Annotated in this window: 22 protein-coding genes; all 22 read left to right on the plus strand. The window is 40.2% G+C overall.

Going from position 1 to position 22,112, the window contains the following annotated elements:
• Positions 1-8: 8 nt before the first annotated feature.
• The 22 genes from atpC to ACM6HU_RS14740 all read left to right on the plus strand — a co-directional run bounded on the left by atpC (position 9) and on the right by ACM6HU_RS14740 (position 22,024).
• A complete protein-coding gene (atpC, locus tag ACM6HU_RS14635; RefSeq protein ID WP_016112678.1) occupies positions 9-410 on the plus strand; it encodes a F0F1 ATP synthase subunit epsilon in 402 nt (133 codons plus the stop codon).
• Between the two features lie 195 nt (positions 411-605).
• Positions 606-1,394 (plus strand): DUF975 family protein, encoded by a 789-nt coding sequence (locus tag ACM6HU_RS14640; RefSeq protein WP_016112677.1) that lies wholly within the window; start codon positions 606-608, stop codon positions 1,392-1,394.
• Between the two features lie 393 nt (positions 1,395-1,787).
• Positions 1,788-2,156: an NADH-quinone oxidoreductase subunit A gene (locus ACM6HU_RS14645; protein ID WP_003202297.1), complete on the plus strand. Its 369-nt coding sequence runs from the start codon at positions 1,788-1,790 to the stop codon at positions 2,154-2,156.
• The gene (gene nuoB / locus ACM6HU_RS14650; protein WP_018764931.1) at positions 2,147-2,665 is read left to right on the plus strand and encodes an NADH-quinone oxidoreductase subunit NuoB; all 519 of its coding nucleotides are present in this window, start codon (positions 2,147-2,149) and stop codon (positions 2,663-2,665) included. Before ACM6HU_RS14645 ends, nuoB begins: the two co-directional genes overlap by 10 nt.
• Positions 2,662-3,831, plus strand: a complete 1,170-nt coding sequence (locus ACM6HU_RS14655) for an NADH-quinone oxidoreductase subunit C (protein WP_414848243.1) — start codon at positions 2,662-2,664, stop codon at positions 3,829-3,831. Before nuoB ends, ACM6HU_RS14655 begins: the two co-directional genes overlap by 4 nt.
• Before the next feature lie 4 nt (positions 3,832-3,835).
• The gene (nuoD, locus tag ACM6HU_RS14660) at positions 3,836-4,936 is read left to right on the plus strand and encodes an NADH-quinone oxidoreductase subunit NuoD (protein ID WP_016112673.1); all 1,101 of its coding nucleotides are present in this window, start codon (positions 3,836-3,838) and stop codon (positions 4,934-4,936) included.
• The gene (gene nuoH / locus ACM6HU_RS14665) at positions 4,936-5,937 is read left to right on the plus strand and encodes an NADH-quinone oxidoreductase subunit NuoH (protein WP_016112672.1); all 1,002 of its coding nucleotides are present in this window, start codon (positions 4,936-4,938) and stop codon (positions 5,935-5,937) included. The genes nuoD and nuoH overlap by 1 nt, the downstream gene beginning before the upstream one ends.
• Before the next feature lie 25 nt (positions 5,938-5,962).
• Positions 5,963-6,382 (plus strand): NADH-quinone oxidoreductase subunit NuoI, encoded by a 420-nt coding sequence (nuoI, locus tag ACM6HU_RS14670; protein ID WP_003202066.1) that lies wholly within the window; start codon positions 5,963-5,965, stop codon positions 6,380-6,382.
• Positions 6,379-6,903 (plus strand): NADH-quinone oxidoreductase subunit J, encoded by a 525-nt coding sequence (locus ACM6HU_RS14675; protein WP_016112671.1) that lies wholly within the window; start codon positions 6,379-6,381, stop codon positions 6,901-6,903. Before nuoI ends, ACM6HU_RS14675 begins: the two co-directional genes overlap by 4 nt.
• Positions 6,896-7,210, plus strand: a complete 315-nt coding sequence (gene nuoK, locus ACM6HU_RS14680) for an NADH-quinone oxidoreductase subunit NuoK (protein WP_016112670.1) — start codon at positions 6,896-6,898, stop codon at positions 7,208-7,210. Before ACM6HU_RS14675 ends, nuoK begins: the two co-directional genes overlap by 8 nt.
• A gap of 29 nt (positions 7,211-7,239) precedes the next feature.
• A complete protein-coding gene (nuoL, locus tag ACM6HU_RS14685; RefSeq protein WP_016112669.1) occupies positions 7,240-9,102 on the plus strand; it encodes an NADH-quinone oxidoreductase subunit L in 1,863 nt (620 codons plus the stop codon).
• A complete protein-coding gene (locus ACM6HU_RS14690) occupies positions 9,099-10,601 on the plus strand; it encodes an NADH-quinone oxidoreductase subunit M (protein WP_016112668.1) in 1,503 nt (500 codons plus the stop codon). The genes nuoL and ACM6HU_RS14690 overlap by 4 nt, the downstream gene beginning before the upstream one ends.
• Positions 10,602-10,608: 7 nt before the next feature.
• A complete protein-coding gene (gene nuoN / locus ACM6HU_RS14695; protein ID WP_016112667.1) occupies positions 10,609-12,123 on the plus strand; it encodes an NADH-quinone oxidoreductase subunit NuoN in 1,515 nt (504 codons plus the stop codon).
• A gap of 262 nt (positions 12,124-12,385) precedes the next feature.
• Positions 12,386-12,622, plus strand: a complete 237-nt coding sequence (locus ACM6HU_RS14700) for a DUF1146 family protein (RefSeq protein WP_003202077.1) — start codon at positions 12,386-12,388, stop codon at positions 12,620-12,622.
• A 52-nt stretch (positions 12,623-12,674) separates the two neighbouring features.
• A complete protein-coding gene (locus ACM6HU_RS14705; protein ID WP_016112666.1) occupies positions 12,675-13,382 on the plus strand; it encodes a YwmB family TATA-box binding protein in 708 nt (235 codons plus the stop codon).
• A gap of 35 nt (positions 13,383-13,417) precedes the next feature.
• The gene (gene murA, locus ACM6HU_RS14710) at positions 13,418-14,722 is read left to right on the plus strand and encodes a UDP-N-acetylglucosamine 1-carboxyvinyltransferase (protein ID WP_016112665.1); all 1,305 of its coding nucleotides are present in this window, start codon (positions 13,418-13,420) and stop codon (positions 14,720-14,722) included.
• 248 nt (positions 14,723-14,970) lie between these two features.
• On the plus strand, positions 14,971-15,984 hold the full coding sequence (spoIID, locus tag ACM6HU_RS14715) for a stage II sporulation protein D (RefSeq protein ID WP_006096642.1): 1,014 nt from the start codon (positions 14,971-14,973) through the stop codon (positions 15,982-15,984).
• Positions 15,985-16,225: 241 nt separating this feature from the next.
• Positions 16,226-17,842: a long-chain fatty acid--CoA ligase gene (locus ACM6HU_RS14720; protein ID WP_016112663.1), complete on the plus strand. Its 1,617-nt coding sequence runs from the start codon at positions 16,226-16,228 to the stop codon at positions 17,840-17,842.
• A 169-nt stretch (positions 17,843-18,011) separates the two neighbouring features.
• Positions 18,012-19,019, plus strand: a complete 1,008-nt coding sequence (locus tag ACM6HU_RS14725) for a LytTR family transcriptional regulator DNA-binding domain-containing protein (RefSeq protein ID WP_016112662.1) — start codon at positions 18,012-18,014, stop codon at positions 19,017-19,019.
• 189 nt (positions 19,020-19,208) lie between these two features.
• Entirely contained in the window at positions 19,209-20,051 is an 843-nt protein-coding gene (locus ACM6HU_RS14730; RefSeq protein ID WP_016112661.1) for an ATP-binding cassette domain-containing protein, read from the plus strand.
• Entirely contained in the window at positions 20,051-20,758 is a 708-nt protein-coding gene (locus ACM6HU_RS14735; protein WP_016112660.1) for an ABC transporter permease, read from the plus strand. Before ACM6HU_RS14730 ends, ACM6HU_RS14735 begins: the two co-directional genes overlap by 1 nt.
• Positions 20,759-20,920: 162 nt before the next feature.
• Complete coding sequence (locus ACM6HU_RS14740; RefSeq protein ID WP_414848244.1) at positions 20,921-22,024, plus strand: peptidoglycan DD-metalloendopeptidase family protein; 1,104 nt, start codon at positions 20,921-20,923, stop codon at positions 22,022-22,024.
• The last annotated feature ends 88 nt before the right edge of the window (positions 22,025-22,112 follow it).

Here is a 22,112-nt window from a genome sequence, read left to right on the forward strand (position 1 = left end):
GACGAATTATGAAGACATTTCCAGTCAGTATTGTAACTCCTGATGGACCGGTTTACGAAAAAGAAGTAGAAATGGTAAGTGTAAAAGCAGAGAGCGGGGAAATGGGGATCTTACCAGGTCACATTCCAACTGTTGCACCGCTGAAAATTAGTGCGATTCGTTTGAAGAATGGCGGTCACACTGATTATATAGCAGTAAGCGGTGGCTTTATCGAAGTTCGTCCAGATAAAGTAACAGTATTAGCACCATCTGCTGAAGAAGCAAACCATATCGATATTCATCGTGCAAACGAATCGAAGCGCCGTGCTGAGCAACGTATGCAAGATAAACAAGTACATGTTGACTTCAAGCGTGCAGAACTGGCGCTGCAGCGTGCAGTAAACCGTTTGAACGTTTCCGATATGAAATAAGAAAATCCGTAAAGGTTCATTCCTTTACGGATTTTTTTGTTTTATAACTTATGGGTAACAACACTTTCTTTTTTTAGACATTGTTGATTCGTTGTATAATTATATAACGAAAAAATATTTCCAAAAATGGTATAATTATTCTGATTCTATCTAGGAAAAAGCTTTACAAGTTTGATTAGAAAAGGAGATGAGAAAGTGATTAGTGAAATGAAACGAGAAGCTTTACAATCATTAAGGGGAAAATGGGGGCTTGGCGTAGGTTCAACACTCTTATATGTTATTTTAAGTTATATTATATCAACAGTTGCAACTCTTATTGTCATTATTCCTTTTGTTCTTTTATTTATGTCACTTGGTAGTTCTATCGATTTATTTGAAGTGGAAACGGCGACAATCGGTTTTATTGTTACTTTCGTTATTTTGTATGGGCTTATAATGGTTATGAATCTTGGAACATATGGTATTACAGCGTATGGTTACACGAATGTGTTTTTAAATATTAGCAGGAGAAAAGGTGCTACAATAGATGCTTTATTTGAAGGTTTTCGTGGTTTTAGAAGAATGATGAATGCTGCAAAGGCGATGCTTTTAATCTTTTTATATTCTGGAATATGGATTCCCTTCGTGCTAATGATTATTGTTGGTTTGTTAGGAGATGAGACAGGGGGTGCTGGGGAAGGGTCAGCAATCGCATTTTTTGTTTTATTACTTGTTTCATTTATTGTCATTATTATTGCGTACTTTTCATATACGATGACTTATTATGTTATGATAGACAATCCGGAATATGGTGTTTTACAAGCGATGAAAGAAAGTAAAAAAATAATGAAAGGACATAAAATGGATTTATTCCTTTTATGGCTTAGTTTCATTGGTTGGGGAATATTAGCGATGATTCCTTTCGGGTTTGGGTTGCTTTGGCTCTGTCCATATATTAGTACAACGACTGCTCATTTTTATCAGTATGTATCAGAGAAAGCATAGCATCTTTATTTAGGAATTGGTTTTCTATGGTTAGCTCCATATTTTTACACGACATTTGCTGCGTTTTATAAGGAAATTTCAAAGAAATATTATAAAAAAGAAGATACTACTTTTTAAAAAACCGACTAGCATGAAATTAATCATTCATGCTAGTTTTTTTATGAGAATGAAATTAGTTACAATTGCTGTACACCAAGTAACATAGGGGGGGAAGTCATCCTCTAGTTACTTGGTTTTTCTTTTTCCCAATATATCGACATAGGAATTTGAAGTTTGTTATAATGAGAATAATAGTCTCATTATTTAGAAAAATTTAAAAATAATAAATAATGCAGGTTAGACATATTGTTTACTAAGTGAACTTGTTCTTAATTTAGGGGGGAGGGTTTCAGGGTGGCGAATGTATATGAAAATAGTTATATGATTGTTGGGATCTTTTTACTATTGGGCATATTACTACCGGTGGTGGCCCTTACATTAGGCAAGCTGCTGCGCCCACATAAACCAAGTGCAGCAAAGGCAACGACGTACGAAAGCGGAATTGAACCCTATCATGATGCAAATGTTCGTTTTCATGCTCGTTATTATATTTTTGCATTATTGTTTGTCATTTTTGATGTGGAAACTGTATTTTTATATCCGTGGGCTGTCGCATATGACAAGCTTGGTTTGTTCGCGCTTATTGAAATGTTGATCTTTGTCATTATGTTGCTCATTGGTTTGGCCTATGCTTGGAAAAAGAAGGTGTTACAATGGTTATAAATTTTGAAGATTTACATCCAGGGGAACGAGCGGAATTAGAGAGAAATATCTTTTTTACAACACTTGAACAGATAAAAGGATGGGCGCGTAGTAATTCTTTATGGCCGATGACATTTGGACTTGCATGCTGCGCGATTGAAATGATGGGAGTTGGCTCATCGCATTATGATCTAGACCGGTTTGGGTCATTTTTCCGGACATCGCCGAGGCAATCAGATGTCATGATTGTTTCAGGAACAGTAACAAAGAAAATGGCCCCAATTGTGCGTCGCTTATACGATCAAATGCCAGAACCGAAATGGGTTATTGCAATGGGTTCTTGTGCAACAGCTGGTGGCCCGTATGTGAACTCGTATGCTGTTGTGAAAGGGGTAGACCAAATCGTACCGGTAGATGTGTACATTCCAGGATGTCCCCCGAACCCAGCTGCTTTAATTTATGGGATTAATAAATTAAAAGAGAAGATTCGTTACGAAGCAAAGACTGGAAAGCAGGTGACGAATAGATGAGCGATCCGAATAAAGAGATAGAGGACATGAAAAAAGAGGCGGCAAGACATGCGAAAGAAGAAGCGCGGAAACGGCTTGCTGCAAGGCATGAGGCGGAAATGTCTAAGGATGAGGTACAAGGAGAAGAAAAAGAGAAAGCGCTACCAAAAGATGCGGAGATAAATATAGAGGAAGCAAAACGACTTGCCGCGGCAGCAGCGTTAGCGAAGCAGAAAGAAACAGAAGGCAAAGCGATATCGGAAGAGGAAAGGGCAAAAGCGGCAGCGCTAGCAAAGCAGAAAGGAGCAGAAGGCGAAGCGATATCGGAAGAGGAAAAAGCAAAAGCGGCAGCGTTAGCAAAACAGAAAGCGACAGAAGGCGGAGCGATATCGGAAGAGGAAAAAGCAAAAGCGAAGGCGAAAGCCGCGGCAGCAGCAAAGGCAAAAGCGGCAGCGTTAGCAAAACAGAAAGCGACAGAAGGCGGAGCGATATCGGAAGAGGAAAAAGCAAAAGCGAAGGCGAAAGCCGCGGCGGCAGCAAAGGCAAAAGCGGCAGCGCTAGCAAAGCAGAAAGGAGCAAAAGGCGGAGCGCCATCTAACGATGAAAAGGCAAAGGCAATTGCAGTGGCGAAAGCAAAGGCAGCAGCTGCTGCCAAGGCAAAAGGTGCTGCGGGTAAGAAGGAAGAAGAGCCGAAGCAGGAAGAACCATCACCGAATCAGCCATATTTAGATGCTTATGTAAAGATTATTAAGGAGAAGACAGGCGAACATTCATTAGTAGACTACTATATTAATAAACTTTCAAAAGATGTACCAACGCTTGTTGTTGAGCTGAAGAATTACTATGAAGTGATGGAATTATTAAAGTGTCATGAAGGACTTGCCTTTGATTATATGTCGGAGTTACATGCGACGGATTTCGTTACACATATGGAAGTGTATGTCCATTTGTTTTCATATGGAAAGCGTCAATCTGTAGCAGTGAAGGTGAAGGTAGATAGGGGGGCGCCGCGGGTAGCATCGATTGCGCCGCTATGGCACGGGGCGAACTGGCCAGAGCGAGAAGCGTATGATTTGCTTGGTGTTATCTTTGAAGGTCATCCCAATTTAACGCGTATTTTAATGCCGGATGATTGGGCGGGTTATCCGCTTCGAAAAGATTATGAGCCTTTGGATGTGGAGGTGTAGCAGTATGATCCGTACAGAAGAAATGCTTTTAAATGTAGGACCGCAGCACCCAAGTACGCACGGTGTATTTAGGCTTGTTATTAAAATTGATGGGGAAATTATTAAGGAGGCTACACCTGTCATTGGGTATTTACACCGTGGAACAGAGAAAATCGCAGAGAGCTTGCAGTATACACAAATTATTCCTTATACAGATCGAATGGACTATTTATCAGCGATGACGAATAACTATGTGATTTGTCACGCTGTTGAGACAATGATGGGCCTTGAAATTCCAGAGCGTGCAGAATATTTGCGAGTACTTGCAATGGAGCTTGGCCGCGTTGCGAGTCACCTCGTTTGGTGGGGAACAAACCTTCTTGATATTGGAGCGGTTAGTCCGTTTCTATATGCATTCCGGGAGAGGGAGATGATTATTAATCTCTTAAATGAACTCTGTGGTGCGCGGCTAACGTTTAATTACATGCGAGTGGGCGGTGTAAAATGGGATGCTCCAGATGGCTGGACCCGAAAGGTTCGCGAGTTTGTTCCATATATGAGGGAGCAATTGAAAGGCTATCACGACCTTGTGAGCGGAAACGAAATTTTCTTGAATCGTGTGAAGGGCGTTGGAATATATAGTGCGGAAGATGCGCTTTCTTATTCGCTTAGCGGGGCAAATTTACGCTGCACAGGTGTGAAGTGGGATCTTCGCAAGGATGAACCGTACTCTATTTATGATCGCTTTGATTTTGATATTCCGGTAGGAAACGTTGGGGATGCTTGGGATCGTTACGTTTGTCGGATGGAGGAGATTGAGGAGTCTCTCAAAATTATTGAGCAGGCAGCTGAGCAATTCCCATCAGAAGGGCCAGTGTTGGCGAAAGTGCCGAAAATTATTAAGGCACCAAAGGGCGAGGCATTTGTCCGGATCGAGTCACCGCGCGGAGAAATTGGCTGTTATATTGCTAGTGAAGGAAAGAAAGAGCCGTATCGCTTAAAGTTCCGCAGGCCCTCTTTCTACAACCTTCAAATTTTACCGAAGCTTTTGAAGGGCGAAAATATCGCGAACTTAATTACGATTTTAGGTGGCGTTGATATTGTGCTTGGGGAGGTTGATGGGTGATGATAGAGCGCCTCTTAGAGTCATCGGCAAGCTGGACAAATTTTTTCATCTTTTTTGGGTTAGCGGTGCTTCTTTTATTTGCTGTCCTTGGATTTGTTACATATGGGATTTTAGCAGAGCGAAAAGTGATGGGATTTATGCAAGGGCGGATTGGTCCGAACCAGGTCGGCGGCAGATTCGGTTTACTGCAAACAGTTGCTGACGTTTTAAAGCTTTTATTAAAAGAAGATAGCATTCCGAAAGCCGCAGATAAGCCGCTGTTTATATTGGCACCTGTTATTGCATTTGCACCAGCTTTTATGGTGCTTGCAGTCATTCCATTTACGGATAAATTTCAGTTTGCAGATATTGGAGTCGGGCTTCTTTACTATATCGCTGTATCAGGGATTACAACGATTGGTGTTGTGACCGGGGGATGGGCATCAAACAATAAATATTCACTTTTAGGCGGGATGCGTGCGGCGGCGCAAATGATTTCCTATGAAATTCCGCTTGTAATGAGCGTCATTGGTGTTGTCTTATTAGCTGGCAGTCTTAATTTAAATGAAATTGTAGCGGCGCAGGAGAAGGTTTGGTACATTTTCGCACAGCCAATCGGTTTTGTAATTTTCTTAATCGCAGCGGTTGCAGAGTTGAACCGGACGCCGTTTGACTTACCAGAGGCGGAATCGGAACTTGTTTCTGGATATCATACAGAGTATTCGGGGTTTCGCTGGGCATTCTTTATGCTTTCTGAATATGTATACTTCTTTGGAATGGCTTCGCTCATTACGGTGCTCTTCCTAGGAGGATGGAATCCAATTATGTTCCTTGGTTTTATTCCTGGAGCTGTATGGTTTGCCTTAAAGTTTAGCGCGGTGGTCTTTCTCTTAATTTGGTTCCGCGTTACGTTTCCACGTATCAGGGGCGATCAATTAATGGAGTTTGGCTGGAAGGTATTATTGCCAATCGCACTTGCGAACATTTTCTTAACGGCATTGATTAAGGAGTTGTTCTTCTAATCCATGAGGGGGGTGCCACTAAGATATGAAAGGACTATTTAAAGGATTAAAGTATACGCTTAGCAATTTAAGTAAGAAAAAAGTAACGTACGATTATCCCAATCAACCATTGCCACTACCAGATCGCTTTCGAGGGATTCAAAAATTTTATCCAGAAAAGTGTATTGTTTGTAACCAATGTGCCAACATCTGCCCAACTGACTGTATTCAACTAACAGGGAAGAAGCATCCGGATCCGGCGAAAAAAGGAAAAATCATTGATACGTACGATATTAACTTTGAAATTTGTATTCTGTGCGATTTATGTACAGAGGTTTGTCCAACAGAGGCAATCGTTATGACAAACAATTTTGAGCTAGCGGAGTATACGCGTGATGATTTGTTTAAAAATTTGCAGTGGCTAGATGAAAATGATGAGAACGTCAGAAAGGAGAATAAAGCATGAACGGCGAGTTGATAGCGTTTTTTTTACTATCCTTAACGGCGATTATCGGTGGTATTCTTATGCTGAACTTAACGAAAGTCATGCATATGATGCTCGCCCTTGTGTTTACGTTTCTTAGCATTGCGGGATTGTATTTTCTATTATCGGCAGAGTTTGTTGGAGTAGCGCAAATTTTAATTTATTCCGGGGCGATTACGATTATTATGATTTTCGGCATTATGTTAACGAAACATGACGCTGAAAATGAATCTAGTTTTAGTTTTCGTAAATGGCTCATCTTCTTCGCAGTAGTAGTGTTTGGCGGGGTGATGTATTTCGCTGTTAATAATATAGATTTTACAAATCGAAGTGTACAAGGAAGTGTACCACTTCATGAACAAAACACACTTCAAATTGGCACACTCTTATATTCGAAATATGTCATTCCATTTGAATTAACGTCGGTTATTTTACTTGTTGCACTTGTTGGGGCAATTGTACTTGCGAAGAAGGATGAGAAAGAGGGGGATTCCAATGAGTAGTGTTCCAGCTTCCGCCTACTTAGCTCTTGCCATTATTCTGTTTTGCATCGGTTTATTCGGGGCTTTAACAAAGCGGAATACGGTCATTGTTTTAGTTTGTATTGAACTGATGTTAAATGCGGCGAATTTAAACCTAGTCGCCTTTAGTAAATTAGGTTTTTTTCCGAACTTAACAGGACAAATCTTTTCACTGTTTACGATGTCTGTTGCCGCAGCTGAGGCAGCAGTTGGACTTGCAATATTAATTGCGTTATATCGTAAACATGCAACAGTTAACGTAGATGAAATGGATTCGCTTAAGGGTTAGCATTGTGACCGAAAAGGGGGAAGGAAACAATGATCGATTATGCATGGCTCATACCGCTTTTCCCACTTACCTCGTTTTTTTTGCTCGTTATGTTTGGGGGAAAATTGAGAGAAGGAAGCAGCTTACTTGGTATCTTTCTCACATTTCTTTCCTTTGTGGGTGCGGCGACTGTATTAATAGAACGGTTTTCATCAGAAACAGTAAAGCATCAGTGGTTATGGCTCCGAATTGGTGATGTGGATCTTTCGTTTGGTTTTGAGATTAACGCATTAAATGCTTTGATGCTTTTTATTGTGACACTCGTTAGCTTCCTTGTACATGTGTATTCAAAAGGGTATATGCATGGTGATGAGAGGTTGCCCGTATTTTATGCGTATTTAGGGCTCTTTACATTTGCGATGCTCGGGCTTGTTATCTCGACGAATTTACTACAGCTTTATATATTTTGGGAATTAGTTGGACTTGGCTCGTTTTTACTAATTGGTTTCTATTTCTTTAAAGAGGAAGCGAAGGCTGCTGCGAAAAAAGCATTTATTATGACGCGTATTGGAGATGTAGGCTTATTTATCGGGATGATTTTACTCTTCTGGCAGGCTGGTAGCTTTGAATATGAAGTAATCTTTAAAGCGATGAAAATGGGGGACATATCACCTACTATGATAACGCTCACGGCAATCTTGATCTTTATTGGTGCCATGGGGAAATCAGGTCAGTTTCCGCTTCATACGTGGCTACCAGATGCGATGGAAGGGCCAACGCCTGTATCTGCACTCATTCACGCGGCAACGATGGTTGCAGCAGGTGTGTACTTAGTGGCAACGATGTTTCCGCTATTCTCTGCAAGTCCTGCAGCGATGCAAACAGTCGCGGTCGTTGGCGCCTTTACTGCAATCTTTGCTGCGTCCATTGGCCTCGTACAAACGGATATAAAAAGAGTCCTCGCATATTCAACAGTGAGCCAGCTCGGCTATATGATGCTCGCGCTTGGCTCGGCAGGATACGTTGCTGGAGTCTTTCATTTAACGACACATGCTTTCTTTAAAGCATTGCTTTTCTTAGCGGCAGGAAGCGTCATTCATGCGGTGCATACGCAAAACATTAATGAAATGGGCGGATTGCAGAAGAAAATGAAAGTGACGGGGCTGCTCTTCTTAATCGGCACGCTAGCAATTAGTGGTGTCCCGCTCTTCTCAGGTTTTTTTAGTAAGGATGAAATTTTGGCGGCGACGTGGATGCACGGCAATTATGTTTTGTTTGTCCTTGCGGTTCTCGCAGCATTTTTAACGGCGTTTTACATGTTCCGGTTATACTTTCTCGTTTTTACAGGAGAGGCGAAGAAAGAAGAGGGTGTGCATGAATCTCCGCGCGTCATGACATTTCCGATGATTGTCCTTGGTATTCTTGCAGTTTTGGCAGGGTATATCAATACGCCTTGGTTTGGCACGTTTCTTGGGGACTGGCTTACAAAGAATGTCCCGTTCCAAGTAGAGCAAAGTCATGGTCCGGTGTGGATTATGATTGTTGCGACATTCGTTTCGTTCGCGGGCATTCTCGCGGCATATCTCATCTATGGGAAACGATCCATTTCTAGAGATCGGGATGGCGGAAAAGAGACAGTTCTATATAGCCTCCTTAAGGAAAAATATTATGTAGATGAAATGTATAGTGTGACTGTGCTCCCGCTCGTAAAAGGAATCGCTTATGTGCTTCACTTATGTGAGGTCTATATTGTGGAAGGAATCGCCCAGTTAATCAGAGGTATTGTGAGAGGAGCAAGCATTGTTGGTTCTAAACTTCAAAACGGAAACGTACAAGTATACGGAACCGCAGTGGCTGTTTCCGTGGCGACATTAGTTGTCATTCTGTTATATACGGGGGGGTATTGGCAATGAATGCATTATTATTATCATTCTTCATTTTCTCCCCGCTTCTAGGGATTCTTTTACTTATGTTAACACCGAAAACGGAAGTGCGTGCAGTGCGAGGTCTCGGTTTGTTCGGAACAATTCTTCCGCTTGGCATCGCGATTGTTCTGGCTAGTACATATGCTTCCGGAAAGAGCTTAACGATGTTTGCTGAAAAGGTGAAATGGATTCAATTCGGACATTTCCCGGGCGTAGATGAAAAGTTGTTTTCTATTTACTATGAGCTTGGTATCGATGGCTTTTCGCTTGTGATGATGATACTCACGGCGCTTTTAGCGACACTTGCGGCGATTACTGCCTTTTCCATTCAAAAAAATATAAAAGGTTTTTACATGCTTTTATTAACACTTGAAATTGGAATGCTCGGTGTCTTTGCAGCAGAAAATTTACTTCTATTCTTTGTCTTCTTTGAAATTACATTACCACCGATGTTTTTGCTTATTGGAAAGTGGGGGAAATTGAACAGTGAAAAAGCTGCCTATAGTTATTTGATTTATAACGGAATTGGATCGGCGATTCTACTCATTGTGTTTTCTATCCTCTTTGCAAAAACGGGTACAACAAATATTACAGAGTTAAAAGATATTTTGACTGGGGCGGACACGGCGCTCCTAGGCGATATTTCAAATGCATTGCAGCTCAACTTATTCATTGCTCTTATGATTGCCTTTGCCATTAAGCTGCCGGTATTTCCTTTGCATCGCTGGATGGTGAATGTGCATGTCGAGGCCCATCCTGCTGCGGTGATGCTCCATGCGGGTGTTCTGCTCAAGATTGGAGCATACGGCATCGTTCGCTTTGGGAAGGGGCTATTCCCGGAGCAGTTTCAAGACTTTGCGATGCTACTGGCGATTTTAGGGGTAATCAACTTGCTATACGGTGCTTTTCTAGCGATCATTCAAACAGATTTTCGAAAGGTACTCGCTTATTCCAGTATTTCGCATATGGGAATCGTTTTAATGGGACTTGGGGCACTGAATGCAGCCGGTATGAAGGGAGCACTATTTCAAGTCGTATCTCACGGTTTAATTGCAGCGCTACTATTTTGCTTGCTCGGCATGATTGAGGGGCGTTTTGGCACGTCTGACATTACGAAGCTTGGTGGCCTCGCAAAACAAGTTCCTGTGTTAAGTGGTTTCTTATTAGCAGGAAGCATGGCTTCGCTTGGCCTTCCGGGCATGTCTGGGTTTGTTAGTGAGTTTCTTGCATTCCTCGGGCTATTTCAAGGGAAGCCAATGCTCGCGGCGATCGGTGCGCTTGGCATCATTTTAACAGCGGTATATGTACTAAGGGCTACGCTTCAAGTGACATTTGGAAAGAAGGAATTAGCAGCGAGGCCGGATGTCCGCGGCTGGGAATACGTTCCGATTGTACTCTTGCTCACTTGTATTCTTGCAATTGGTGTTATGCCAGAACTGTTAGGAACGCCGCTGCAATACACAGTGAAAATATTGGGGGTGAGGTAGGATGGATATGAATACATTACTTAGCTTATCTTGGCATTTAATGGTACCGGAGTTCATCATTCTTGGAGCGGCCATCCTTCTCTCGCTTCTTGACTTATTTCTAAAGTTTGATCGTAAGTATTTAGGGCTTGGGGCGATTGGAGCGGCAGTGCTATCGCTAATCGCATTAATTACATTGTATGGTGAACCGGCTGGAGACATTTTAAGTGGTTCGTTTGTACTAGATGGATTTTCAAAAGGGTTTAAAACGTTACTATTAATTGCAGCCATCCTCGTTTTATGTATGGCGATGAGCGATGATAAAAAAGAGCCGATTCAAGATAAAGGGGAATACTATTATTTATTTTTAATGGCAGTTCTCGGGGCGATGTTTATGGCGTCTAGCGTCGACTTTATTACGCTCTTTATTGGCCTAGAATTGTTATCACTGTCTTCGTACATTTTAGTTGGGATTCGAAAGACAAATCGTGCTTCGAATGAAGCGGCGATGAAATATGTTATTAATGGCGGAATTGGGACGGCTATTACGCTCTTTGGAATGAGTTACTTATACGGCATTACGGGGGCTACTAATATTATTGGTATGCAGGAAGTTCTCATGCAAGGTGTGGATGGCAGCATCGGGCTTTTGTTATCGCTTGCTTTCTTGCTTCTGTTTGTTGGGCTGTCCTTTAAAATTGCGACGGTGCCGTTTCATATGTGGGCACCAGACGTATATGAAGGGGCCGTGACACCTGTTACAACTTTCCTCGGGACAATTTCTAAAATCGCCGGCTTTATTATGATGATAAGATTGTTCCTTATGGTATTCGGTGCTATACCTGTTCATGGAAGTGAGCAAACAGTATTTGCTAATATGAGCGTATATATTGCCGTGCTCGCTATTATTACAATGATCATTGGTAACGTCGTGGCACTCAAGCAATACAGCGTAAAGCGTCTATTCGCCTATTCTGGCATAGCGCACGCTGGATATTTACTCGTTCCGCTTGTAGCGTTATCACCATTTACAATGGATAGTATGTGGTTTTATATGTTGGCATACGTGTTAATGAATATAGGAGCTTTTGCAGTCATCCATGGATTAATCTTACAAAGCGGAAAGGGAAATTTAACAATTTTCTCTGGTTTACACAAACGCTCTCCGTTTGCCTCTGCAGCGATGACCATTTTCATTCTGTCTTTGGCAGGAATTCCAGGAACAGCTGGTTTTATCGGAAAGGTTAATATTTTCTTAAGTGCCTTCACTGCTAGTCCAGCCCATTACGTGCTGGCATCAGTCATGATGGGCACAACGGTTATCTCGTTTGTATATTATTTCCGTATTTTGCAGCAAATGTTCTTTCGAAAGAGTGATGAAGAAGAGCCGGTACACTTACCGATCAATTTGAAAGTCGTCATTAGTTTTTGTGCAATTGCAACTGTATTACTCGGGATTCTGCCGGCAATTGGCTACAATTTCTTTTATGAATATTTTCCATTGATGAAAGATTTCTTCTTCACAGGGAACGTGGTACAATAGTGAAAACAAAAAGTGTAGAGTCATCGCTCTACGCTTTTTATTGTGGAGCAATGAGAGGGGTAAAGTGAAACTTTCGTTAGCGTGAGACCTTATCCTTCACGAATGTGATGCTCGAACAAAGTGAACTCTAATAGGTAGTGCCCCTTCTTTCGGAGGGATACTTTATACTGCCTGTTTGGGCGGGAAAAAGTGTGGTTTCCATTTATATGGGATTGTTTTGTATCCTAGGTGATGGTAAGCCAAACAAAAGGAGTCGATTTTTTTGGCGCAACTTTTAGGGCAACAAGCACTGATTGCGATTGTTTCGCATTTATTGTTTATTACCATTACGTGGTGGGCCTTACAAGGTATCCATATCGAACGCCTGATGAAATCTGGAAAGGTATTGCAGACGAGGATTTTACTCATTCTTGTTACGATTGCCATTGGGACATCTGTCAGCAACTTTTTTCTTGATTATTTAGGGTATTCGAAGAGTTTAACGTATTTAGTCAAGTAAGTGTATAGAACCTCATATCTCCGTTAACAATGGGGATAGGAGGGGATGAAACTTGAAAAGCTTAAAAACAATTCTTATTGTTGTCGTAAGTATTGTCGTATTCTTGGTCGGGTATAAAGAGATAAAGCCCGTAAGTGACGAAGAGAAAATGGGGAGTATGATCGCAGCTCTTGAAAAAAATGGAGCAGAAGTAGAGCGGTGGTCATGGTTAGCACGGGAAACCAAAACCATTTCTAATATACATACGTTTCAAAAATTGTTAAATGAAGTGAAAGAAAAAGCGAATATTCAAAAATGGGAATTGGAAACATCTCATGATGGATATAAAGCAACAGCATACAAAAAATTTTCTTCTTATGAAGAACGAATAGTAGTAACTTGGAGTAAGGAAAATACTAAAGAAAACACTTTCATTATCTTTGAAGTAAGCGGGTCAAAATGGGACCCTGGAAACATTCGGGAAATGGATAAAATTTTTAGTACAAAACCTACAATTTACACTTGTGTTCAAGGTGTACTGAATGATAAGATTGAAGGTGTTTTGCAAAATAAAACCAATCAGGTTTTGAAAGATCTTTCAGCAAGAGCGATCGAGAAGATAGAAGAAAGAGCATTTGTGTCAGTCTCCGCATATAATAAAAAGTGGAATGACGCTCTTTCAACAAATAGAGAGAAAATCAATGTGCAAATAGCAATACGTTCTACAGACAACAAAGATACAATTGTGGTTGGCACACCGATCATAACTTCTGAGTATTGAATAGATATTGAAAAAAGGACACGGAGGGGAATAAATTGGAAAAAATCATCGTCCGTGGCGGAAAGCGGTTGAATGGCACAGTGCGTGTTGAGGGCGCAAAAAATGCTGTATTACCTATAATCGCTGCAGCCCTATTAGCAAGTGACGGAAAGAATGTACTATCTGAAGTACCAGTTTTGTCTGATGTATACACAATTAATGAGGTATTACGTCATTTAAATGCTGAAGTTGTATTTGAAAATAACCAAGTAACAATTGATGCTTCAAAGGAGTTAAATATTGAAGCACCATTTGAATATGTACGTAAAATGCGTGCGTCCGTTCAAGTAATGGGGCCACTATTAGCACGTAATGGTCGTGCTCGTATTGCACTTCCTGGTGGATGTGCAATTGGTTCACGTCCAATTGACCAACATTTAAAAGGCTTCGAAGCAATGGGAGCGAAAGTAAAAGTTGGTAATGGCTTTGTTGAAGCTTATGTAGATGGACAATTACAAGGCGCGAAAATTTACTTAGACTTCCCAAGTGTAGGTGCAACAGAAAACATTATGTCTGCTGCTACATTAGCAAAAGGGACAACAGTACTTGAAAACGCAGCAAAAGAACCAGAAATCGTTGACTTAGCTAACTTCTTAAATGCAATGGGAGCAAAAGTACGCGGAGCTGGAACTGGAACGATTCGTATCGAAGGCGTTGATAAATTATATGGTGCACACCATTCTATTATTCCTGACCGTATTGAAGCAGGAACGTTTATGGTTGCAGCAGCAATTACTGGTGGAGACATCTTAATTGAAAATGCTGTACCAGAACATTTACGTTCTATCACAGCGAAAATGGAAGAAATGGGTGTTAAGGTTATTGAGGAAAACGAAGGCGTACGTGTTATCGGCCCAAGTAAATTAAAAGCCGTTGATATTAAAACAATGCCTCATCCAGGTTTCCCAACAGACATGCAATCGCAAATGATGGCATTGTTATTACATGCGGATGGAACAAGCATGATTACAGAAACGGTATTTGAAAACCGCTTCATGCATGTGGAAGAATTCCGTCGTATGAATGCAGACATCAAAATTGAAGGTCGTTCTGTTATTATGAATGGACCTAACAACTTACAAGGTGCAGAAGTAGGAGCAACTGACTTACGTGCTGCAGCGGCATTAATTCTAGCTGGTTTAGTATCAGATGGTTACACACGTGTAACAGAATTAAAACACCTTGATCGTGGATATGTAAACTTCCATGAGAAACTAGCTGCATTAGGTGCAACAATTGAACGTGTAAATGAAAAAGTAGAAGAAGTGACGAAGCAACAAGTTTCTGACCTTCACGCTTAAGTTTGAGTAGTCTCTATGTCTTTTTGACATAGAGGCTATTTTTATTGGGCTATTATTGTTATAGTCAAAAAATTCCTTTTTTATGCCTATCCACCTGAAAAATTTAGAAAATTCTTTCCTTTGAGATTGCATCCTGTCATATCAGTACTTTATATTTTCCCTTTGCAGAAGTTCCTCCCGATATGTTCTAAAAGCTCGCCACGTTCCATAAGAATGAAATGAGTCTAATTTCATAGCGGGGGAAAAAGATGAAAATTTCAAAGCCACTTTTCATTACAATGGCGCTCTTAGTGGCGCTCGTCATTATTGTACCGACCGTACTTGTTATTCCGTTTACGAAAGCGAAAGTAAGTCAGCCGCCCGAACATCCTCCAGCCATGCAAAGTGTGCCAGCTCCTAAAAAGGTAAATACTGCTGTCCAAGTTACTGTGTATCGTAATGCACAAAAGAAGGTAGAAACGATGCCGATGGAAGAGTATGTTACAGGTGTAGTAGCTTCCGAGATGAATGCTAGCTTTGAAATGGAGGCATTAAAAGCACAGGCATTGGCAGCGAGAACATTTATTGTACAGCGTATGCTAGGCGGAAGTAAGAAAAACAATGCGGATGTGACAGATACGGTTAATGATCAAGTGTACAACAGTAAAGAAGAGCTAAAGAAGACATGGGGCAAAGATTATGAGAAAAATTTGAAGAAGATTGAAGAAGCTGTGTCTAAAACAGCCGGACAAGTTTTAACTTATGATGGTAGTCCCATTACGGCCTCCTTCTTCTCAACAAGTAACGGTTATACAGAAAATGCTGCAGACTACTGGGGGAGTGACTTACCATATTTAAAAAGCGTAGACAGTCCATGGGATCAAGCTTCTCCAAAATTTGCGAGTGAGCAAACTTTTACTGTAGATGATTTTCAAAAGCGTCTTGGCGTAAAGGTGCTTGCAAATGGGAAAGTCGGTAATATTAAAGACCGTACAGAAGGAAAACGGGTGAAGGATGTAGAGTTTCAAGGAAAGGTATTAACAGGGAAAGAAGTACGAACAAAACTTGGATTACGCTCCTCTGACTTTACATGGAAACAACAAGGAAAGAGCATTGTCGTCACAACGAAAGGTTTCGGCCATGGCGTGGGCATGAGCCAGTATGGTGCCAATGGAATGGCGAAAGAAGGAAAAGGATATACGGATATCGTTGCTCATTACTATAAAGGTATCGAAATTAAAACGCTAAACGAGTATGAAGGAAAGTTAATGGCGAAGAACTGATGCTTAAGGGTTACTGACAGTTGGGTGCTGCTCGTTTGAAAATATATCGGCGCTTTTTGGAATATATCGACCGTTCGACAAAACTTAGTGATTATTTGACAACAAAGGAGCTCATCCCAATGAGCTCCTTTTGTCATTATTTGTAGAAAACGAAAGAAATGTTAACGGCTTTTGTCTCGTTTTGTTGTGTTATAATACAGTTGTATGTGTATATATAAAATAATAACAGGGGGCATGAAATATGATGATGGATGTACCACTTCTTATTCCAGCAATGATGGAACGGGCGGAGAAATATTTTGCAAAAAAGGAAGTTGTTTCGCGCACTGCATCGCGTATTCAAACATTAACATACGGAGAGATTGCGAAGCGGACAAGACGGCTTGCTAGTGTACTAAATAAAATGGGGATTGATAGAGGAGACAAAGTTGGAACAATCGCTTGGAACCATCACCGCCATTTGGAAGCATATTTTGCAATTCCAGGAATTGGGGCGGTGTTACATACGATTAACTTACGGCTCTCCGCAGAGCATATTTCTTATATCATTAACCACGCCGAAGATAAAATCATTCTCGTTGATGAAGATATGGTTCCTGTATTAGAAAGTATTCAACACGAAATTCCTCATGTGAAAGCATTTATTATTATGACAGATGATCACGAATTACCTCACACAACACTATCACCAGCATATCATTACGAAAAACTACTCGAAGAAGGCGACGAAACATTCCCATTCATAACAGATTTAGATGAAAAAGAACCTGCGGGTATGTGTTACACTTCCGCAACGACAGGAAAACCGAAAGGCGTTGTGTACACGCACCGTAGTATTGCGCTCCACAGTTATACGCTCGGCCTTGTAGACGGCGGGAATCTATCAGAAGTAGACACTTGTATGCCTGTCGTTCCAATGTTCCATGTAAACGCATGGGGGCTTCCTTTTGCCGGTACATGGTTCGGCACAAAGCTCGTCTTACCAGGACCACACTTTACACCGGAAATTTTAGCGCAGCTTATTGAACGCGAGAAGGTGACAATTACTGCTGGTGTACCAACAATTTGGATTGGGTTACTGCAAGAGCTTGAAAAGTATCCGTATGATATTAGTAGTATTCGTACGATATGGTCAGGTGGATCAGCAGCGCCAGGAAGTATGATCCGCACATATGAGGAGAAATATGGAATTGCTTTTAGGCAAATATATGGAATGACAGAAACAAGCCCAGCTGTTGTAATTAACTGTCCAAAGTCATATCAGCGCGATTTACCGAAAGAAGAATATTATGAGTTACGCTCCCGCCAAGGTTACTTATTCCCAGGGCTTGAAATGAAGGTTATTGGTCAAGACGGGGAGATCAAATGGGATGGTGAAGAAATGGGAGAACTTTGCCTGCGCGGACCGTGGATTGCGGGTAGTTATTATAACGATGAACGTACAGCAGATTCCATGAAGGATGGCTGGTTACATACAGGAGATATTGTAACTGTTGATCCGGAAGGGTTTATGAAAATTGCTGACCGTACGAAAGATTTAATTAAAAGCGGCGGTGAATGGATTTCCTCCGTTGATTTAGAGAACGCTTTAATGGCACATGACAAAGTACTAGAGGCATCTGTCGTTGCCGTGCCGCATGAAAAATGGCAAGAACGCCCTGTGGCCTGCGTTGTCTTAAAAGAAGGACAAACAGTAGAACAAGAAGAGCTCTATGCATTACTAGAAGACCAGTTCCCAAAATGGTGGATGCCAGATGACATCTTATTTGTCGAGGAAATCCCAAAAACATCCGTCGGGAAATTTTTGAAAAGGGCGCTTCGTGATCAGCTGAAGAGTTATTTGGTGAAGCAGAAGTAATAGTTGTATGCTGCTCGTTTGAAGATATATCGACCATTCGATAAAATACATGATACAAATTAATCAAAAAGGAGCTGATTTAGCTCCTTTTTATTTTCGGAATAAATATCATAATTTTCCATTAACTGTTTGGTATAATAAGATAAAAAACTTACCTGGAGGAGAAAACATGGCGTTATTGGAGCTAAAACAATTGGGTAAGACGAACCAGTTGCAGGCGATTCAGCTTGAAATTGAAAAAGGGCAATGTGTTGTGCTGCAATGTAACAATCATACGGCGAAGGTTTTGCACCGCATTATAATTGGTGAAGAAGAGGCATCAACAGGAAGCGTTTTATTTGATGGGGAGCCGATTCGAAAGCAATTCTACTCACGCATTGGTTTTTGTTTTTTAAAAGATGAAGCGTATGATCGTTTGAAAGTGAAAGAATATTTCGCTTTTTTATTTGGATTGTATGGCTCGAATATTAGCATAAAGGAAGTTGTTCAGTATGTTGGTTTGCTCGATAAGATGAACGTCAAAATAGAGAAACTATCATTTTCTGAAAAACGTCGTCTTCATATTGGCCGGGTCATGATTCATAATCCGGATTTAATTATTTTCGAAGAGCCAGAACAAAATGTAGATATAGAAAGTACAATTATCATTCGAAAAGCGATTATGAAGATGAAAGAACAAGGGAAGGCCATCTTTATTACATCATCCTTTTTGTCGGATGCACTCTCTTTAACGGAAGATGTGTATATACTTCATCAAGATGGTGTTAAAAAAGTGGAAATTGAACAGGAAGAAGACGAAGAGATAGATTCAGAAAACGTCGTTCAAATGATTCCGCAAATGAAGCTCGAGAGAATTCCTGCAAAAGTAAATGATAAAATCATTTTGCTTGATCCGATGGAGATTCACTTTATTGAAACGCAAAATGGAACGACGCATATTCATGTTCGTGAGGGGGACTTTGTTTGTGCGTTAACATTAAGTGAATTAGAAGAGAGATTAAAAGGTTTCGGGTTCTTTAGGTGTCATCGTTCTTACCTTGTTAACTTGCAGCGTGTACGAGAAGTGATTACTTGGACTCGTAATAGCTTTAGCTTAATTTTAGATGATGAACGAAAAAGCTCCATTCCACTTTCGAAAGGAAGAATGGATGAATTAAAGGGCGTGATTGGACTATAAAAACGCTCCAGTGAGACAAAAATAGGATTCATTCACCGGTAAAAATACTCCTTTTACCGGTATTTTACTGCACGGCCTCTTTGTTTTTCATATGATTGAATCAAGAAAAGCGAATACAACAAGCGGAGGCGACAAACGAGTCGCTAAAGCCAATTTTATCTATAAAAGAAAAACAAAGGGGATGACAAAATGACATTGGCAATTGAAATGAAGGATGTAATGAAAACCTTTAATGAAAAAACAGCACTTCGTAATGTAAGTATTGAAGTAAAGCAAGGAGAAATCTTCGGGTTTCTAGGACCAAGTGGATCAGGGAAAACAACAACAGTGAAAATTTTAACTTCCCAATTGCTTCACAGTGTTGGAAAAGTGAAAGTACTAGGAAAAGATATTACAGGTCCAAACAGCATCGATTACAAACGAATTGGTATTTTAACAGATAACAGCGGTTTATATGAAAGACTTAGCATTTATGATAATTTACTATTATTTTGCGACTTATACGATTGTAAAAAAGAACGAATTGATGAAGTGTTGTCGCAAGTGAATTTATTAGAAGATAAAAAAACACCTGTCAAAAAATTATCAAAAGGGATGAAGCAGCGCGTTACGCTAGCACGAGCAATTCTGCATAAACCGGATATTCTCTTCTTAGATGAACCAACATCAGCACTTGATCCAGTCAACGTCCAAAACATTCATAACATCTTAAAGGACCTAAATAGAGAAGGAACAACAATTTTCTTAACGACGCACAATATGGATGAAGCAGAAACGCTTTGTGACCGCATTGCCTTCTTATGTGGCGGGGAAATTGTAGCGCTTGATACACCAGAGAACTTAAGGCTTAAATATGCGAAAGACAAAATTGAAGTTGTTTTAAAAGATAAGAAAAAAGAAACCGTACAAAAAGATGAATTAGGAGCAAAACGTATTTCAGAATGGATGAAAAAAGGAGAACTTTTATCAATTCATTCTTATGAGCCAACTTTAGGGGATATCTTTATTGAAGTAACTGGGAGGGGATTATAATGACATTTTCAATGAGGCGTGTATCGGCGATTTTACGGAAAGAGATGCAGGATTTGAAGAATAACGCACAAATATTATTAATGGCGATTTTACCACTTGGATTGGCGTTGTTTTATAAGCAAATGGGACAAGGGAAGGAGTTTATGGGGGGCTTTGTAATCGTCATGATATTATGTATGGTTACAACAATTTCACAGGCAACTCTTATTGCGGAAGAGAAGGAGAAACATACGTTACGAGTGCTTATGCTATCTCCTGCCTCTCCATTTGAAATCATTATTGGAAAAGCACTACCAATCATTGTTTTAACGTTTGCGATAAGTTTTCTTAATTTATTTATACTAGATGTTTTACAAGGGAATATGTTGTTCATGTTTCTGTTAATGCTATTAGGAACATTAGTGTTTATCATATTTGGGACAATTATTGCTCTTTTAGCTAAAAATTTAGTGCAAGTTTCTGTTATTGCATCACCGGTTGCAATGGTCTTGCTCATGACTCCAGTTTTAAGTAATGTTATAAAAAATGACATTTTGAAAAACATACTATCGTATTTACCGACTAATCATATTTTTGAAGCGTTCGTAAGTATTGTAGAGGGGAAAGACTTCTCTGCAATTGCCGCAGATCTAATCAATGTCTCTATTTGGTTAGTCATTTCAATTATTGTTTGCCTCTTCGTTTACAAAAAGAAACAACTAGACTAAAAAACTGAGTCAATCCGCTCAGTTTTTTCTTTTTTCTATCATTTCCTCGGAAATTTCGCAATCCCTATACATATTCTTACAGATTTTGTCGAAAAGTAATTAGTTATAGGTTGTATAGGATGAATGAATATTGTTCAAAATGATTGCTGAGGTGATGATAGAATGCGAGGAAGGAATAATAAAAAGTCGCAAAAGGTAGTTCATTTATTTCAAAAACGGTGGGTATTTCCGGCAATCTATATTGCATGTGCAGCGGTAATCTTGACGGTTGCTCTATGGTTCCAGGCAGCTAATCCAAAGAAAGCGCCTAATAAAGAGCAAAGTGCGCCGTATGGTCAAACGGAAAATCCAGCAGTACCAGCAACAAAGTCTTCAGAAGTTGTGAAAATGCCAGCTGCAAAGAATGTAGATGTTGTTGTGAAGAAGAAGTTTTATGAAGATGGAGCAGCAGAAGAGGAGCAAGAACAAGCACTTGTCTTTTATAACAACACATATTCTCCTAATAAAGGAATCGATGTTGCTGCGAAAAATGGAAAAGAATTCGATGTTACAGCTGCTTTAAGCGGTACAGTAACAAAAGCTGAAAAAGATTCGCTTCTCGGTTATGTTGTAACAGTGGATAACGGAAATGGTCTTGCAACATCTTATCAAAGCTTAGGCAGTGTAAAAGTAGAAAAAGGTGCAAAAGTTGCACAAGGTGAAGTATTAGGAAAATCCGGTCTAAGTGCAATGAATAAGGAAGCAGGCTCTCATGTACACTTTGAAGTTCGTAAAGATAATGTAGCTGTCAATCCAGAGCGTTACCTTAACAAACTTGCGACAGATGTAAAGGCAGAAGCAGGATCAGCAAAAGAAACAAATGGTTCAGCTGATGAAAAAGGTAAAAAAGAAGAGAAATCAACAAGCGGTTCAGCTGATGAAAAAGGTAAAAAAGAAGAGAAATCAACAAATGGCGCAGCTGACGAAAAAGGTAAAAAAGAAGAGAAATCAACAAGCGGTTCAGCTGACGAAAAAGGTAAAAAAGAAGAGAAATCAACAAATGGCGCAGCTGACGAAAAAGGTAAAAAAGAAGAGAAATCAACAAATGGCACAGCTGACGAAAAAGGTAAAAAAGAAGAGAAATCAACAAGCGGTTCAGCTGATGAAAAAGGGCAAAAAGAAGAGAAATCAACAAATGGCGCAGCTGATGAAAAAAGTAAAAAAGAAGAAAAATCAACAAACGGTTCTACGGAATCATCTAACGACTCTTCTTCTACACAAGAATAATAAAACGAAAAAATCAGCTCTCACTAGGGAGTTGATTTTTTTATTTTTATATAAAAATGATCCATTTCGAGAGGGAAATAGCAATAAC

The sequence above is a fragment of the Bacillus sp. IT-79MI2 genome (assembly GCF_949768135.1).
Taxonomy (GTDB): Bacteria; Bacillota; Bacilli; order Bacillales; family Bacillaceae_G; genus Bacillus_A; species Bacillus_A pseudomycoides.